Raw genomic sequence first — 16,779 nt, forward strand, 5'->3', positions numbered from 1 at the left:
AACACGCTCCGAAATACTATTATTTTGTGATTGATCGTTAACCTTTAAAACAAGACCCTATGCGAAGACTTTTCTTGTCCGGTTTGGCTTTATTTCTGCTGTCCACCAGTTTTGCCCAGAGTGACGACAGTGGCTCCATCCTGAAGAGTGTGGGTGGAATACTCAACAAATCCAAAAGCAGCACAGGCGCCGGACTCAGCAGTGATGAAATTATTGCCGGTCTGAAAGAAGCATTGACTGTGGGTGCACAGAAAAGCGCCGACAAGCTGTCAATGGCCGATGGTTTCTTTAAAGACGCTGCGGTGAAAGTACTGATGCCCGAAGAAGCAAAAAAAGTAGAACAGAAACTGCGGCAGCTCGGCATGGGTAAGCTCGTAGATGATGCTATCCTCAGCATGAACCGGGCAGCAGAAGAAGCATCAAAATCTGCAGCGCCGATCTTTATCAGTGCCGTGAAAAAAATGACCCTGCAGGATGGCCTGAGTATCCTTAAAGGTGCTGATACCGCTGCTACCGGTTACCTCCGCAAAGCAACCACACCCGAACTCACCAGCGCCTTCCGCCCGGTGATCGATTCTGCCCTTCAGAAAACAGGTGCAACAAAATACTGGAAGGAAGTATTCGAGACCTACAACCGCTTCACCCTCAAACCGATCAATCCGGATCTCACTGCATTTGTTACAGGAAAAGCAATGGACGGGATCTTCTACTATGTTGCAGACGAAGAAAAGAAAATCAGGAAGGATCCAGCCGCAAGGGTAAACGATGTGTTGAAAAAAGTATTCGGCAGCTAAACGCAAAATGACAGTTACGGATATCTTTGTGCCGCGATGCTGTTGCGCACCTTAACTGTTTTCAGAAATGCTTATGCGGGACTATCCAGGGAAACCTGGCTCTTGTCGGTGATCATGCTCATCAACAGGAGTGGTACCATGGTGGTGCCTTTCCTGACACTTTATATGACCAGCCCGGGGATGGGATACACCATCGGCCAGGCTGGTTTTGTTTTTGGCTGCTTCGGTGCAGGTGCATTTGCCGGAGCATACATCGGCGGGCGGGTAACCGACAATATCGGGTTCTTCAAAGTACAGCTGATCACCCTGATCGGTGGCGGCTTGCTGTTCTGGATCCTGGGACAAATGAAGAGTCTTCCCCTGATCTGCGTTTTCACGTTCCTGCTCAGTTTTGTGAACGAAGCTTTCCGTCCCGCCAACTCTACAGCCATTGCGCATTTCAGTTCCCCCGAAAACCGTACGCGCTCCTATTCACTCAACCGCCTTGCCGTAAACCTTGGCTGGGCCGTGGGCAGTGCTTTCGGCGGCATCATCGCCAAATTCAGTTATGCCTGGCTGTTCTGGATCGACGGCTGCACCAACCTGCTCGCTGCCCTGCTGATGTGGCGGTTTCTGAAGGCTGCCGGAAGGCCCGACGAAAAGAAACAGGAAGACATTGCGGTTGACCGTTACCGTGACAGCGCCTACCGCGACCGCACCTATATTCTGTTTATCCTGCTGGTGACTGTTTTCGCTGCCTGCTTTTTCCAGGTATTTACCAATGTATCCGCTTATCTCCGGAATGAACTACGGTTCAGTGAACCCACGATCGGTTTGCTGATGGCATTGAACGGGGTGGTGATCGTGATGATCGAAATGGTGCTGATCTATCATCTGGAGGGCCGGAAGCGGGCCACCTGGTATATTTCCATCGGTACAGCACTGGTCGCGCTGTTCTTTCTCTTTCTTTCGATCGGACCGGTGAGCATCTTTCAGGCCGCGTTGCTGATCCTGTTGGCCACGATTGGTGAAATCCTCGCCATGCCCTTCATGAATAGTTTCTGGATCAGCCGGAGCAAAAATCACAACCGCGGGCAATATGCTGCTTTGTACACAATGGCCTGGTCAGCGGCACAGACCCTGGGGCCAATGCTTGCCGCGCAACTGGCGCAACATATGGGCTTCCGGTTTACCTGGCTGGTGATCGGTTGCGGCGCGATGCTTGCCGCGATTGCCTTCCGGGTTTCCCGGCAATTCGATCGGTAAAATTGTTGATGGTGTTGCTTAACCTGCGAGTTCACTGAGCTCCAGCCAGCGCAGCTCTTTTTCGTCCAGCAGCTGCGCAACTGCTGCAGCCCTTGCTGCCAGGTCCTGCAACTGCGCATAATCAGCATTGCCGGAAGCCATGGATGCTGCCAGCTCATGACGTTCTTTTTCCAGGGCGGCGATTTCATCACCCAGCAACTCGAATTCCCTTTTCTCTTTGAAGGAAAGTTTTTTCTGTTTCGCTGGTTCAGCGGTGGATGCTGATTTTTTTGAAGCGGCTGCAGTTGCTGTTGGCGCCTGTTGCTCCTGTGTTCGCTGCCAGATGCGGAACTGGCTGTAATTGCCGGGGAAATCCCGTACCGTGCCTTCGCCTTCAAACACGAACAGGTGGTCTACCAGGCGATCCATGAAATAACGGTCGTGTGATACGATCAGCAGGCAGCCCTGAAATTCACTCAGGAAATTTTCAAGTACCGACAGGGTAGAAAGATCCAGGTCATTGGTGGGTTCATCCAGGATCAGGAAGTTCGGATTGCGGAAAAGGATAGTCAGTAACAGGAGTCTTTTTTTCTCTCCGCCGCTCAGCTGGCTGATATAACTGTACTGCTGCTCCGGAGGAAACAGGAAGAGCTGCAGGAACTGTGCTGCAGAAAGACTTCCGCCTGAAGCGAGCGGGAAATTTTCAGCAAACCCCTTGACGTACTCGATGACCCGCATATCTTCCTTGACGGTAAGGCCCTGTTGTGAATAATAACCGAATATTACGGTATCGCCGATATTCACCTTGCCGCTGTCGGGTTGTTCAATGCCCTGCAGTATCGACAGGAAAGTGGATTTTCCAACACCATTTTTCCCTACAACACCGATGCGCTCTCCCTTTTTGAAAGTATAGTCGAATCCTTTGAGTATGGGCAAAGCCTCAAACTGTTTATACACTTTTTTAAGTTCCACTACCTTGCCGCCAAGCCGGCTCATCTTCAGTTGCAGTTCCAGTTGCTGCTCTTCGATCCTTTGCTTCGCCCGGGATTCCACATCATAGAAATTATCGATCCTGCTTTTGGACTTGGTCGTGCGGGCTTTTGGTTGTTTACGCATCCATTCCAGCTCCTTGCGGTAGAGGTTGCGCGCCTTGTCGATGGATGAGGCCAGTTGCTCCGATCTGGCTGCCTTCTTCTCCATAAAATTTTCGTAGTCACCCTTGTATACGTACAGCTGATCGCCATCCAGTTCCCAGACCTCTTCACACACAGCATCCAGGAAATAACGGTCGTGGGTCACCAGCAGCAGCGTCAATTTTTCCTGGTTCAGAAAATGTTCCAGCCATTCTACGGTTTCGACGTCAAGATGGTTGGTAGGCTCATCCATGATCAGCAGGGTATGTTTGTGTTCAAACCCGATGTCGATCAGCGTCCGCGCGAGGGCAACCCGCTTTTTTTGTCCGCCTGAAAGCGTTCCTGCCAGCTGCCCCAGCTGATGGATATTCAGCTTGCCCAGGATTTGCTTCACCTTTGCATCAAAGTCCCAGCCACCGGTTTCGTCCATCCGGTTGATGGCCTGCTGCATTTGCTCAGCATCCTCATTGTCACAGGCGAGCTCATAGGCTTTGATGGCATTCAGCGTGGGATGGTTATGATGAAAGATATTGTCAAGAATTGACCGGTTTTCCTCGAAAACGGGTTCCTGGTCGAACAGGGCTACGGTCACGTCTTTGTTGATCCAGCATTTGCCCTCATCGGGGATTTCCTTGCCCGCAAGAATTTTCAGTAATGTGGACTTTCCGGAACCATTCCGGGCCACCAGTGCGATCTTATCACCTTCTTCGATATGGAAAGAAATTTGCCGGAACAGTGGTTTGGTACCATATGCCTTCGTCAGCCCTTCAACAGAAACATAATGCATGCCGCAAAGATAAGTGCACGGTTTACAACTAATTCCCGCAAATTTGCATCACACCGCATGCGTGTACCGCTTCCTATACCAATAGTGCTGTTGTTATCAGCCGCAGGTGCCTTTCTGCCGGCTGCGGTTTTCGCCCAGGCGTATAAACTTGCGGACACAGGCTATATCGCCACCTACGAAAATGATATCGTCGGCCGGATCTATTTCTCCCAGAAATATACCACCATCAACCTGGTAGGAGAGGAAAATGAAAGATTGCGCTACCGCCCCAATACTACTTTTAATATGGGGATTGGTGTCACCCATCGCGGCGTCAGCCTGAACCTTGCCCTGAAGGGCCCATTCGGCAATAACGACGACGAAAAAGGCAAAACAAAATACCTTGACCTGCAATGTCACCTGTATCCAAGGCGGTGGACATTTGATTTTTACGGACAGAACTATAAAGGGTATTACCTGTTCCCGAAAGGCGACGGCATCCATGACGGCAACAGTTATTATGTGCGGCCGGATCTCAAGCTCAACCTTTACGGACTTGCCGTGTACCGGCTGAGCAACGGTAGCAAATTCTCTTTCCGCGCACCTTTTCTGCAGAGTGAATGGCAACATCATTCTGCAGGAACGTGGCTGTTGGGCGCTGAAGTGCATGGCGGCATATTGAAAGGCGACAGCGCCCTGGTTCCGGCTGACAAATCCGGGTGGTTCCCGCAGGCAGGAGTAGACAAGATGAAGTTCATGCAGATCGGACCCGGTGGCGGTTACGCCTACACCCTCGTGATCAAAAAACATTTTTTTATCACAGCAGCGGCCACCATCAACTTCAACCTGGGCGTTGCAAAAGAATATGCACCGTCGGGTGAACACACCCATTTTTCCTTTAGTCCGGTGGCCATTACCCGAGCCGCAATCGGCTACAACAGCCGCAAATGGATCATTACCCTTACCAATGTACCCAATTACCTTCCTGTCAGGAACCGTGGCTGGAACGATCCCTATCTTTTCAGTACCGGTAATTTCCGGCTGAATTTTGCCCATAGATTTGTACCCGGGCCGAAACTGGCCAAAAAGCTCAGCTTTCTCGATTTCAATTGACACAAACACCGGAGGGCTAACGAATATGCGTAATCGAAACAGTAATCCACTTCGCTGGATCGTTGCAGGTATACTTTTGCTTCTGCTTACCTGGGGTATCCGCTATCTCTGGGTTTCGCTGCCCATTATTACGGGCTACAGTGCGAAAATGGCCTGCTCCTGCACCTTCCTGAGCGGACGGCCCTTGTCAGCTGTTGAAAAGGAAGAACTCGGTACCGGCCCGCTGGCATGGGCAACGTTGCGCCTGGATTCGTCAGATCAATCTGTTACCGCTACTGTATTCGGACTGGCTGCTAAAAAAGCCATTTACAGGAAAGGGCTTGGCTGCACCCTGGTGAATGGTATTCCCGAGTCAGCCATCCGCGCCCAGGCTGGTAACTTTTCCTCTGCAACATTACCTCCTGCCGACAGCCTGCCATGGCCCATGGGAGACCGGTTGAGCGATACCTTTCCGGAAGGTATTGACCGGACCCGGCTGATGGCAGCCATCAATACCGCTTTCCTCGAACCGGATACTACCAGGCTGCTTCGCACCCGCGCGGTAGTGATCGTTTACAAGGGTCAGCTGGTTGGTGAACAGTATGCCCCTGGTTTCGACCGGCATACGCCGCAACTGAGCTGGTCAATGGCAAAAAGTGTTACCAGTGCCCTGGTCGGAAAGCTGGTGATGGAAGGGAAGCTTCAGCCGGACCAGCCAGCGCCTGTACCGGAATGGCAGTCGGTTAAAGATGGCCGTGAAGCGATTACACTCAAAAACCTGTTGCATCAGTCGAGCGGACTGGATTTCGAGGAGAACTATGCCAAATCATCAGATGCCACCAATATGCTTTTCCGCGAAGCCGATATGGGCGGCTACACGGCAGGGCATGCCCTGCGCGAAAAACCGGGTACCCGGTTCTATTACTCCAGCGGGAATTCGAATATCATTGCCGGAATTGTTCGCCGTACGATCGGTGATGCCGCCTATCATAGTTACCCGGCGGATTCCCTGTTTTATCCCGCCGGCATCCGGAGCATGGTGCTGGAGCCTGATGCAAATGGCACCTATGTCGGCTCCTCCTATGCATTTGCTAATGCGCGGGACTGGGCCCGTTTCGGCCTGTTATATGCCAATGACGGTATGGCCGGGGGCCACCGGTTATTGCCGGAAGGCTGGGTAAAAGCTACGGTAACCCCTGCGCCGGCTGCTCCCCGGGGACAATACGGCTACCAGTTCTGGCTGAACGCCGGCCCGGCCGGAAACTCTGCCGCACGCCTGTATCCGCAGCTGCCGGAAGACATGTATTATGCCGATGGCTATGAGGGGCAATATGTGATCGTCATTCCTTCGCGGCAGCTGGTGCTCGTACGCCTCGGACAAACGAATGGTGACAATTTTGACCTCGTGGCTTTTGTGGGAGGCGTGCTGGGGGCGCTGAAATAACAGGAAGGTTTGTGGTCTGAAGTCTGGGGTTTGAAGTTGAGCTACCACACGGTGTTTCCTGATCGAAATTGTAGCAGCCGTGTCCAAAAGCTCTCTGTTAAACCAGTAAACTGTTAAACCAGGAACAATTAAGGGGAGTTTATTAGCTCGTACACTTTTTAAAGGGAATCTGATATGCCACGGCTGGAAAATCTTATTGGACGGAAGGAGTAAAGTATATTAATCTCCGCTTTGCACATAACCCGGCAATTATAATAATCGTATACAAATGTGCGGTTTTGTGAAACGCAGTGTGGTGGCTCATTTCACTACGTTATACAAATTAACCATCTTCGAAAAAGCAATACACTTTTCTGCAAGGACGACGAAGTAGCCAACAGTAACTCCCAACTTCAAACCCCAAACCCTTTTCAAAAAAACGGTTCAAAAAAACTTCAGGCAAACCGGGTTCGGAACATCTATAATACCCTTACTGGTGAGCTGGCCCGTCTCCGCATTCCTTTCGAACACTTCAATGCCGCCACTTTCCTGGCCGGCAACCAGCAGGTATTTTCCGGAAGGGTCGATCACAAAATTCCGGGGCTTTTTGACCTTCAGGTCCTGGAAGCCGGCATTGGTCATCATTCCGGTTTTGGGATCGATACTGATAATGGCAATGTTATTGGACGCATAACGGTTGGAGGCATATACGAATTTGCCATCAGGGCTCACATGGATATCTGCACTTCCTCTATCCCCGCTGTATTGGGGTGTATGGGCATCAACTGATTGCAACATCGTCATTTTCCCTTTTTTGTATTGCCAGGAAGACACCTTTCCAGACATTTCTCCCATTTCAAAAAACCAGCGGCCATTCGGATGAAAAGCAATATGCCTGGGACCATCGCCGGGTGCAGTTGCAGCAAACGGCGGATTGGCAGCACTGAGCGCAGTCTGGTCTGCCTCGCTGTTGAATTTGTACGTAAATATTTTATCCAGGCCCAGGTCGCATACGAGTACATACCTGCCATCAGGAGTGATGGTCGTGCTGTGTACATGCGGGCCTTCCTGCCGGTCAGGATTGGTTCCTTTGCCGGTATGTTGTATCAGTTGCTGTTTGTCAGCCAGGCTGCCATCTATCAGTAAAGGATACGCTACCAGGCTGCCGCCCCCGTAATTCGCTGCGATCACCCATTTGCGATTATCTGACGCTGTTATATAACAGGGATAGTCACCTCCCGATGGAAGTTTGTTGAGAAAGGTCAGTTTCCCATCAGAAGGGTTTACCGAAAATGCACTGATCGAACCCGGTTCTTTTCCCCCGTTCTCATTTACGGCATACAGGTTTTTACCGTCTTTGCTCAGGGTGAGATAGGAGGGATTGGATACACCGGATGTAACACCACCAGGAGTGGCAGTGCCCGTTGCCGGATCAAAATTGAACAGGTAGATGCCCTCGCTTTTGTCGGAGGTATAGGTGCCCACATACAGGCGGAGCATTTGGGATTGTGCCGGTATGGCAGCACAACAGGCGAAAAAGGAAAGTAAGAATGGTGCAATGCGCATAGGTGTTCTGTTTAGGCCAGTAAATAAATCAGCAAACAAAGGATTAAAGCTACTACAACCATCAGTATTCCCTTATACCGGTCCCACAAATACTGATGCTTTTTTGCCCTTTCAAACTGGCGGAGCTCCCCGAGCAGCTGGTTATCCGCGCCGGCCAACTTCACCAGGCGCAATACGAGCTTTTCAGCCATCGGCCAGGGCAGGTATCCAGTTCCGTGGAGGAGGGAGTAAAAAAGAATTTTTCTGCTTTGGGATTCAGGTGCTTCCTGCAGCAAATGGAGGTGGTGGTCGTTAAGCAACTGTTCCAATTGCCGGAACAGGGCCTGATGGTTCATCCGGAAGGTGTCAAGGCCGTTCACATAGTTCTCGATCGTTCTTGCCTGTGAGACCAGGTCAATAATGGTAGGCGCTGGTGCCTGCTGTTGCATAGAAGGAATTTCCCGCCAGCGCTGCTGGTGATATTCACTACGTTTCACAGGATTACTCAGCACTTCATAGGCTTCCTGAATTTCGCGGAAATGGCTGGCGGCAAACGTGTTGCCCGTGTTGCGGTCGGGATGATACCGCATAGCCAGTTTGCGGAAGGCTTTTTTGACAGCACCTTCCGAAGCGCCCGGCTTGATTTCCAGCAATGCGTAATAATCCTTGATGGGCATCGGTTATTTACGAAGATACTATCGTGCTATTATTTTCGTTCTATAGTGTAGTTTTGTTTCAATATCCCAGCTATGAAAAACAACCTGCTTACACCCCGTGCCCTTGCTTTGTGTGCATTCCTGTCTTTATCCCTGATGGCTTGTGAATGGAAGAAGCCTTCCGCCCAGGCAAGCGTTGTGGCGCTTTCCGGCAATGCAGCTTCCGGTACTGAAACAACTGCTGAAGAAAGTGCTGCAGCAAAAGCGGTTACTGTTCCTGTCGGATCAGCTAATGAAGCCGGTAACGCGGAACTTCCCGCTCCTGCCGTCGGCTCAGCCGCCAGCATTATGGCACGCCCGCAGATCCCCATCCTTTGTTATCACCAGATCCGCGACTATCGTCCAACCGACTCGCGTTCTGCAAAAGATTATATCATTCCGCCGGCCGATTTCAAAGCCCAGATGAAAGGCCTCGCCGATAGTGGTTATACCACCATTCTTCCGGCGCAGTTATATGAATACCTCGTTACCGGCAAACAGCTTCCGCCGAAACCGGTAATGCTGACTTTCGATGATGGCTGCGACGAGCAGTTTGAATTCGCGCACAGTGTACTGAATCCGCTGAAGTTCAAAGGCGCCTATTTTATCATGACGGTTTCGGTTAACCGCCCGAACTACATGAAGGCAGAACAGATCCGCCAGCTGGCTGATGAAGGCCATGCCATCGGTCTCCATACATGGGACCATCACAATGTAAAACAATACCAGGGCACCGACTGGCAGAAGCAGATCGAACAACCGAAACTGTCACTGGAAAAAATAACCGGCAGACCTATCCAGTTTTTTGCCTATCCGTTCGGGCTGTGGAATCCTCAGGCGATACCGCAATTGAAAGACCGGGGCCTGATGGCAGCCTTCCAGTTGTCCACTGCCCGTGATGCCAATGATCCCCTGTACACAATCCGCAGGATCATCGTTCCGGGCGGATGGTCCGGCGCTCAGCTGGTGAACCGGATGAAAAACAGTTTTCACTGATCCGTTCCCTATACAACAAAGCCCGAATGGTAATCCATCCGGGCTTTTTTTATTTCTGTAACTGCGCTTATTCTTCAGCGTACGCACTTACAGGCTCACAGGTGCAGATCAGGTTCCTGTCACCATATGTATTGTTCACGCGGCTGACACTCGGCCAGAACTTATTGTCTCTTACGTACGGCAGCGGGAAAGCAGCCTGCTGGCGGGTGTAGACATGTTCCCAGGTATCTGCGGTAACCGTGTGCTGGGTATGCGGTGCATGTTTCAGCGGATTGTCCGCTTTGTCGCTGTTACCGTTCTCGATTGCCGCAATTTCTTCGCGGATGGCCAGCAATGCATCGCAGAAACGATCCAGCTCGGCTTTGTCTTCACTTTCCGTTGGCTCGATCATAATGGTGCCGGGTACTGGGAAACTCAGGGTAGGAGCGTGGAAACCGTAGTCCATCAGGCGCTTCGCCACATCTTCTGCTTCAATGCCTGCACTGGTTTTGAAAGGACGAAGGTCAACAATGAATTCATGTGCACAGGTGCCGTTGTGGCCAGTATACAGGATGGGGTATGCTTTTTCCAGTCTTGCCTTCATATAGTTGGCATTAAGAATCGCATATTCCGTTGCCTTTCTCAGACCTCTCGCGCCCAGCATGCGGCAATACGCATAGCTGATCAGTAGAATGGAGGCTGATCCATAGGGTGCTGCAGATACAGACCCGAATTCATTCTGAGGGCCGCCCAGAACCCAGTGACCGGGCAGGTGCGGTGCAAGATGTGCTTTCACACAGATAGGCCCCATGCCAGGGCCACCACCACCGTGGGGGATGGCAAATGTCTTGTGGAGGTTCAGGTGACAAACATCAGCGCCGATCAACCCGGGTGAAGTTAATCCCACCTGTGCATTCATGTTTGCGCCATCCATATATACCTGTCCGCCATGCTGGTGAACGATATCGCAGATCTCCTTAACACTTTCCTCAAAAATGCCATAGGTGCTGGGGTAGGTGATCATGGTGCCGGCAAGCTGGCTGCTGTACTGGGCGGCCTTGTTGCGGAAATCTTCCACATCGATATAACCATTCTCGAGGGCTTTCACCACCACTACTTTCATACCCACCATTACTGCTGACGCAGGGTTGGTGCCGTGTGCGGAGATCGGGATCAGGATCACTTTCCTGTTGGTATCGCCGTTGGACAGGTGATAGTTGCGGATCGCGAGCAGTCCGGCATATTCCCCCTGGGCTCCACTGTTCGGTTGCATGCTGCAGGCATCAAAACCGGTGATGTTGCAAAGAAAGTCAGACAGTTCCCGGATAACGCGCTGGTATCCGGCTGCCTGGTCAAGTGGTGCGAACGGATGTATTTTACTGAAGTGGTTCCAGCTGAGCGGCATCATTTCGGTAGCCGCATTGAGTTTCATCGTACAGCTGCCGAGGGAGATCATGGATGTGTTCAGGGACAGGTCCTTATTCTCAAGCGATTTGATATACCGCATCATCTGGCTTTCCGTACGATGCGTGTTGAACACCGGATGGGTGAGGTATTCTGAGGTGCGCGTGAGTGTGGAAGGAATATTTTCCAGGGAACTTTCATTGTCGAAGTCAAGTGTCACCACATTTTTGCCGGCTGCCCCAGCGAAGATGCCTGCAATATCAAGGAGGTCAGACTGTGTAGTGGTTTCATCGAGTGAGATCACAACGGTATTCAGGTCCACATAACGGAAATTGATCCGGTGCGCTACCGCGAGTTGCTGGATGGATGTGGCATTGTCTACCGTAACAGCGAGCGTATCAAAGAAATACTGGTGGTGGATCGCATAGCCATAGCTGCTCAGGGCGTCTGCCAGGCTGCGGGTAAGCAGGGAGACTCTTTTTGCGATCCTTTCCAGCCCTTCAGGACCATGATATACAGCATACATGGCAGCCATGTTGGCCAGCAATGCCTGTGCCGTACAGATATTGGAAGTCGCTTTTTCGCGCTTGATATGTTGTTCGCGGGTCTGCAATGCCATGCGGAGCGCACGGTTGCCCTGTGCGTCTACGCTGATCCCGATGATGCGGCCGGGAATAGCTCGTTTGAATTCATCCTTTACCGCGAAAAAAGCAGCGTGCGGACCGCCGTAACCGAGCGGTACACCAAAGCGCTGGGCGGAACCGAAGGCGACATCAGCGCCGAGTTCACCGGGCGAGGTGAGCAGGGTGAGGGCCAGCAGATCCGTCGCCATAGCAACAAATCCACCCACACCATGCACCTTTCCGATAAAGTCACGATAGTCTTCAATGCTGCCGTTGTCGTTGGGATATTGCACCAGGGCGCCAAAATAACGCTCATCAATAAACGCACTCTTATAATCGCCGAACACCACATCGATACCGATGGGGGTGGCACGGGTAACGATCAGGTCACGGGTTTGCGGGAACACACCATTGTCCACAAAGAACTTCGGCTGGTTGATCACCTCCGTTTTGTTCACATGGTGGAAGAGCATATTCATGGCTTCAGCAGCCGCTGTGGCTTCGTCGAGCAGGGAAGCATTGGCCAGTGGCAGGCCGGTGAGATCACAAACCATGGTCTGGTAATTCAGGAGGCTTTCCAGCCGGCCCTGTGAAATTTCAGCCTGGTACGGCGTATACTGCGTATACCATCCCGGATTCTCAAAAATGTTCCGCAGGATAACACTGGGGGTAATGGTATCGTAGTAACCCTGGCCAATATAAGTGCGGAATACCTGGTTTTGCAGGGAAATGTCTTTCAGCTGCCGGAGCAATTCTGCCTCACTGATCGCATCCGGAACTTTCAGTGGTTCCTCTTTCCGGATTGCTGCAGGTATGGTTTTGTTAACCAGGTCTTCCAGGGAACTTTCGCCGATGGTGCGCAGTAATTCCGGCGTTTGATGGAGGGTTCCAATATGACGACCAAGAAACTCATTGGATTGAACTTGAAATAAATTCATAATGTGTATGTGTTAGCCATTTAGGATGTGCAAAGGTAACGCTTTCACCCGTCGGGTGGCATCCATAACGGGAAACCAGGCAAACGGTTGACGGGATTCACGATTTTAATCGAATGCTCACCCGGCCGGGGCACTCCGGAGGATGAAAAAAAGTTAATTTGCGGCCATGGATCAACCCATTCTTCAGCATTGGGAAAAAAGGAGTAAAGAACGGCAAAAGATCTACCGAAGGTTTCTGGAGAATAATCAAAAGTCGAAGGTATACAGTCAGTTGCCGGCTTTACATGAAGAGGCATTCAGCAAAATAGATTGCCTGCAATGCGCTGCCTGCTGCAAAAATTATTCACCGCGCTTCAAGACCCCCGATATCAAACGGATCAGCAAAACGCTAAAAGTAAAGGAAAGCCAGTTCATAGACACCTATCTCCGGATCGACCCTGAGGGGGACTATGTGGTCAAAGGCACTCCCTGTCCGTTCCTGGGTAGCGACAACCGCTGCAGTATCTATGAAGACCGTCCTTCAGACTGCCGCCGTTTTCCGTACACCGACGAGGATGTACTGATGAAGCGTATTCAGCTCACCCTGAAGAACAGCAGCTTTTGCCCTGCCGTATATTATGTTTTGGAGAAACTCACTGCAATGAAATAATTCGCCCATGGCCCATTTGCCCAAGCTGATTGAAGACCTGGCACTCATCCTGTTTGCTGCCGCCATCACTACTCTGATCTTTAAAAAACTCCGCCAGCCGCTCGTGCTGGGGTATATACTCGCCGGACTGCTCGTTGGTCCCCATATTTCAATTGTTCCCACTGTTGTAGACCGCGAAAACATCAATATTCTTGCTGAGATCGGCGTGGTATTCCTGTTGTTCAGCCTTGGCCTTGAATTCAGTTTCAAGAAACTCGCAAGGGTTGGGGGGACCGCTTCCATCACGGCCATCTTTGAGATCTTCGCCATGCTGGGCATAGGTTATGGCGCAGGTATCCTGATGGGATGGTCCAAAATGGATGCGATCTTTCTTGGGGGAATCCTTTCCATTTCATCCACTACCATTATTATACGGGCCTTTGAAGAACTCGGCCTCAAGAACAAGCAGTTTGCCCGTGTTGTTTTTGGCGTCCTGATCGTGGAAGACCTGGTCGCCATCGTGCTCCTGGTGTTATTGTCCACCCTGGCCATGACCCAGCATTTTGCCGGTGCGCAGATGTTGTACTCCGTAGGCCGCCTGGTGTTCTTCCTGGCTTTATGGTTCCTTGCCGGAATATTCGTTCTGCCAACCCTGTTGCGGCGCATCAAGGGTTCACTGACAAACGAAACCCTGCTGATCCTGGCCCTCGGCCTCTGCCTGGCCATGGTGGTGCTGGCCACGCATACCGGATTTTCACCCGCACTCGGTGCCTTCGTAATGGGTTCCATTCTCGCGGAAACCACCCTGGCCGAAAAGATCGAACACCTGGTGATGCCGGTAAAGGATCTCTTCGCAGCCGTATTCTTTGTTTCAGTGGGCATACTCATCGATCCGAAAAGTATCGTTGACCATGCCGGCCCTGTCGCGATCATCACCTTCCTGACGATCTTCGGAAAATTCCTGAGTTCTTCCATCGGCGCGGTGATCAGTGGTCAACCGCTGCGGCAATCCATTCAGACCGGTTTCAGTCTCGCCCAGATCGGCGAATTCTCCTTTATCATCGCACAGCTGGGGCTCACCCTTGGTGTGACCAGTGATTTTCTGTACCCGATTGCAGTGGCTGTTTCCGCAATTACCACATTTACCACCCCGTACCTCATTAAGGCTTCCGGTGGATTTTATGTGATGCTGGAAAGCGTGCTGCCTAAAAGATTCCTGCGTGCCGTGGATAAATACGCCTCCGGGACCCGGCAGATCCAGGCGGAAAGCGACTGGAAACAGGTGTTGCGCGCATACGGCATGATCATCGGCGGCAACAGTGTCATAGCCATTGCCATCATTGTATTTTCAGGAGTGGTCATCGGGCCGCTCGCGCATGAACACATTACACCCCGCTGGCTCGCAAATGTATTGCTGGTGGTGGTTACCCTGCTGATTACGGCGCCTTTCTTCTGGGGACTAATGGTGCGGAAACCCCGTTCCATGGCCTTTAAGGATCTGTGGCTCGATAAGAAATACAACCGCGGCCCGCTGCTGCTGATCGAGATCGGCAGGAACGTGCTGGGGGTGCTGATTTTCGGATTGCTGGTAGACCGGTTGTTTTCCGGCAAGGTTGCTGCGCTTTCGGCTTTCCTGGTGTTTATCGTAGTCATGATCATCTTTTCCAAAAAGCTACAGTCCTATTATGCAAGGATCGAACACCGGTTTTTGCGAAACCTGAACGCCCGGGAGAATGCAAAGGACGAGAAACCAGAACGGGAAGCCTTGCTGTCCCCCTGGGATGCGCACCTGGCTACTATGACGGTGAGCCCGGAGATCACTGGCCTCGGAAAAACACTGGAAGAACTTGCCTGGCGCGAAACCTACGGCATCAACGTGGCCAGCATTGACCGTGGCACCAAAATGATCCATATTCCTGCACGTACCGAACGCATTTTTCCGCATGATAAATTATCGGTTATCGGCACCGATATGCAGTTGCAGATGTTCCGTGCAGCAGTGGAGATCAACCAGAATGATCTGCTCCAGCTGCCCGAGGAAAATGAAGATATCGAGCTGGTCAGCATTATTGTGGATGAACACAACCACCTGAAGGGACAAAGTATCCGGAGTTCCAATATCCGGGAACGGACGGATGGCCTGGTGGTGGGCATCGAACGGGATGCCCGCAGGATGCTCAATCCGGATTCCTATACGGTATTTGAATGGGGCGATGTGGTGTGGATTGTAGGCAACCGCCGCAAGATCCTGTCGCTGTCACATCCTGTTTCCTGATCAGTATTCCATCTTTCTTAATGAGGGTGCTTTAAACCAGGTGGTCACGACCACCAGCAGTGTCATGCATCCGCCGAACACCACCGACGGAACGAGTCCCATCAGGCGTGCCATCACGCCACTTTCAAACTGGCCGATTTCATTGCTGCTGTTAATGAACATGCTGTTGACACTCATCACCCGTCCGCGCATATCGTCGGGTGTTTTCAGTTGGAGGATGGTGCCCCGCACCACCACGCTGATCCCGTCAAGCATGCCGCTGAACAGGAGTGCGATGAAAGACAGCCAGAATAGTTTTGATAGTGCGAAGATGATGATGCAGCAGCCAAATCCCCCTACGGCAAAAAACAGCCGCCGGCCCTGCTTGTTTTTCATCGGAAAGAAAGTGAGCAGCAACACGATGCAGATGGCACCAATATCTGCAGCGGCATTCAGCCAGCCGAATCCTATCGGTCCCACTTTCAGCACGTCCTTGGCGAAAACGGGCACCATGGCAACAGCGCCGCCGAAGAGCACGGCAAAAAGATCGAGGGTCAGCGCGCCCAACACCTCTTTTGTCCGGAATACAAATCGAACGCCTTCCTGCACGCTTTCCCAGGTGGATTGCTGTTGCCCCGGTTTAGGCAGGGGTGGCTTGGGCAGGATGCGGCTGATCCGGAGCAGTCCCAGTGCGATCAGGATGCAGATCACCGAAAGCGTACCAGTGGTGCCGAGAAAGGCAATCAGGAAGCCGCCGGCAGCATGACCGGTAACAGAGGCGGTTAGCCAGGTGCCCTGGTTCCAGGTGGTGGCGTTGGCCAGCAGATCACGCGGCACAACCTGAGCGAGGATCGCGGAAAAACAGGGGCCGGTAAACGACCTGAAAATGCCGGTAAAGAAGATGGCCACATAGATGCCTGTCACAATAAAAACTTTCAAACCTCCATGGGTAAACGAAAAGGAAAGCAGCAGTAACATCAGTGCACAGGCGCCATATAACGCAACACCACGGAGCAACAGGCGTCGTTTGTCAGAAAGGTCAATCACATGACCGGAATAGAGGGCAAGTGCAATTGCCGGAACGGCTTCGGCAAGTCCGATAAGTCCCATTGCCAGCGGATCGCCGGTCAGTTCATACAACCACCAGCCGACGAGCGTGCTCATCATGCGCAGGGCCATGATGAACAGAAATCTTCCGGTCATCAGGTTCCTGAATTCCGGAAGGCGTATGCTGGCGAAAGGGTCTGATTGCTGTTGCAGGTTTTTTGTTTCTGTCGTCATGTTG

General features: G+C 51.8%; 12 protein-coding genes. 7 read left to right on the forward strand and 5 right to left on the reverse strand.

Annotation, left to right across the window (positions count from 1 at the left end):
• Positions 1-59: 59 nt before the first annotated feature.
• Together FPE01S_RS13515 and FPE01S_RS13520 are read left to right on the forward strand one after the other, a co-directional pair.
• Complete coding sequence (locus FPE01S_RS13515; protein ID WP_046369472.1) at positions 60-794, forward strand: DUF4197 domain-containing protein; 735 nt, start codon at positions 60-62, stop codon at positions 792-794.
• A gap of 36 nt (positions 795-830) precedes the next feature.
• On the forward strand, positions 831-2,039 hold the full coding sequence (locus FPE01S_RS13520) for an MFS transporter (protein ID WP_046369473.1): 1,209 nt from the start codon (positions 831-833) through the stop codon (positions 2,037-2,039).
• Positions 2,040-2,057: 18 nt separating this feature from the next.
• On the opposite strand, the gene FPE01S_RS13525 is transcribed toward FPE01S_RS13520, so the two are convergent.
• Positions 2,058-3,938, reverse strand: a complete 1,881-nt coding sequence (locus tag FPE01S_RS13525; RefSeq protein WP_046369474.1) for an ABC-F family ATP-binding cassette domain-containing protein — start codon at positions 3,936-3,938, stop codon at positions 2,058-2,060.
• Between the two features lie 57 nt (positions 3,939-3,995).
• Between FPE01S_RS13525 and FPE01S_RS13530 the strand changes: the two genes are divergently transcribed.
• Positions 3,996-5,030, forward strand: a complete 1,035-nt coding sequence (locus tag FPE01S_RS13530; RefSeq protein ID WP_169749166.1) for a DUF4421 domain-containing protein — start codon at positions 3,996-3,998, stop codon at positions 5,028-5,030.
• 25 nt (positions 5,031-5,055) lie between these two features.
• Entirely contained in the window at positions 5,056-6,453 is a 1,398-nt protein-coding gene (locus tag FPE01S_RS13535; protein WP_052955772.1) for a serine hydrolase domain-containing protein, read from the forward strand.
• 423 nt (positions 6,454-6,876) lie between these two features.
• Here the strand turns inward: FPE01S_RS13535 and FPE01S_RS13540 are convergent, their stop codons facing one another.
• Together FPE01S_RS13540 and FPE01S_RS13545 are read right to left on the reverse strand one after the other, a co-directional pair.
• On the reverse strand, positions 6,877-7,998 hold the full coding sequence (locus tag FPE01S_RS13540) for a lactonase family protein (protein ID WP_046369475.1): 1,122 nt from the start codon (positions 7,996-7,998) through the stop codon (positions 6,877-6,879).
• Positions 7,999-8,009: 11 nt separating this feature from the next.
• A complete protein-coding gene (locus FPE01S_RS13545; RefSeq protein WP_046369476.1) occupies positions 8,010-8,654 on the reverse strand; it encodes a DnaJ domain-containing protein in 645 nt (214 codons plus the stop codon).
• A 72-nt stretch (positions 8,655-8,726) separates the two neighbouring features.
• Between FPE01S_RS13545 and FPE01S_RS13550 the strand changes: the two genes are divergently transcribed.
• A complete protein-coding gene (locus FPE01S_RS13550; protein ID WP_072053993.1) occupies positions 8,727-9,668 on the forward strand; it encodes a polysaccharide deacetylase family protein in 942 nt (313 codons plus the stop codon).
• A gap of 67 nt (positions 9,669-9,735) precedes the next feature.
• Here the strand turns inward: FPE01S_RS13550 and gcvP are convergent, their stop codons facing one another.
• Positions 9,736-12,612, reverse strand: coding sequence for an aminomethyl-transferring glycine dehydrogenase (gene gcvP / locus FPE01S_RS13555; protein ID WP_046369477.1), 2,877 nt, complete (start codon positions 12,610-12,612; stop codon positions 9,736-9,738).
• Positions 12,613-12,778: 166 nt separating this feature from the next.
• On the opposite strand from gcvP, the gene FPE01S_RS13560 reads away from it, so the two are divergent.
• Both FPE01S_RS13560 and FPE01S_RS13565 read left to right on the forward strand, forming a co-directional pair.
• On the forward strand, positions 12,779-13,261 hold the full coding sequence (locus FPE01S_RS13560) for a YkgJ family cysteine cluster protein (RefSeq protein ID WP_046369478.1): 483 nt from the start codon (positions 12,779-12,781) through the stop codon (positions 13,259-13,261).
• Positions 13,262-13,268: 7 nt separating this feature from the next.
• A complete protein-coding gene (locus FPE01S_RS13565) occupies positions 13,269-15,515 on the forward strand; it encodes a cation:proton antiporter domain-containing protein (RefSeq protein WP_046369479.1) in 2,247 nt (748 codons plus the stop codon).
• On the opposite strand, the gene FPE01S_RS13570 is transcribed toward FPE01S_RS13565, so the two are convergent.
• Positions 15,516-16,775: an MFS transporter gene (locus tag FPE01S_RS13570; RefSeq protein ID WP_046369480.1), complete on the reverse strand. Its 1,260-nt coding sequence runs from the start codon at positions 16,773-16,775 to the stop codon at positions 15,516-15,518.
• Between the last annotated feature and the right edge of the window lie 4 nt (positions 16,776-16,779).

It is taken from the genome of Flavihumibacter petaseus NBRC 106054, assembly GCF_000974785.1.
GTDB classification, from domain to species: Bacteria; Bacteroidota; Bacteroidia; order Chitinophagales; family Chitinophagaceae; genus Flavihumibacter; species Flavihumibacter petaseus.

Coding starts and splice junctions, on each gene's coding strand:
- FPE01S_RS13515 (WP_046369472.1), top strand. CDS start 60: ATGCGAAGACTTTTCTTGTCCGGTTTGGCTTTATTTCTGCTGTCCACC.
- gcvP (WP_046369477.1), bottom strand. CDS start 12,612: ATGAATTTATTTCAAGTTCAATCCAATGAGTTTCTTGGTCGTCATATT.
- FPE01S_RS13520 (WP_046369473.1), top strand. CDS start 831: ATGCTGTTGCGCACCTTAACTGTTTTCAGAAATGCTTATGCGGGACTA.
- FPE01S_RS13530 (WP_169749166.1), top strand. CDS start 3,996: ATGCGTGTACCGCTTCCTATACCAATAGTGCTGTTGTTATCAGCCGCA.
- FPE01S_RS13570 (WP_046369480.1), bottom strand. CDS start 16,775: ATGACGACAGAAACAAAAAACCTGCAACAGCAATCAGACCCTTTCGCC.
- FPE01S_RS13545 (WP_046369476.1), bottom strand. CDS start 8,654: ATGCCCATCAAGGATTATTACGCATTGCTGGAAATCAAGCCGGGCGCT.
- FPE01S_RS13565 (WP_046369479.1), top strand. CDS start 13,269: ATGGCCCATTTGCCCAAGCTGATTGAAGACCTGGCACTCATCCTGTTT.
- FPE01S_RS13525 (WP_046369474.1), bottom strand. CDS start 3,938: ATGCATTATGTTTCTGTTGAAGGGCTGACGAAGGCATATGGTACCAAA.
- FPE01S_RS13560 (WP_046369478.1), top strand. CDS start 12,779: ATGGATCAACCCATTCTTCAGCATTGGGAAAAAAGGAGTAAAGAACGG.
- FPE01S_RS13550 (WP_072053993.1), top strand. CDS start 8,727: ATGAAAAACAACCTGCTTACACCCCGTGCCCTTGCTTTGTGTGCATTC.
- FPE01S_RS13535 (WP_052955772.1), top strand. CDS start 5,056: ATGCGTAATCGAAACAGTAATCCACTTCGCTGGATCGTTGCAGGTATA.
- FPE01S_RS13540 (WP_046369475.1), bottom strand. CDS start 7,998: ATGCGCATTGCACCATTCTTACTTTCCTTTTTCGCCTGTTGTGCTGCC.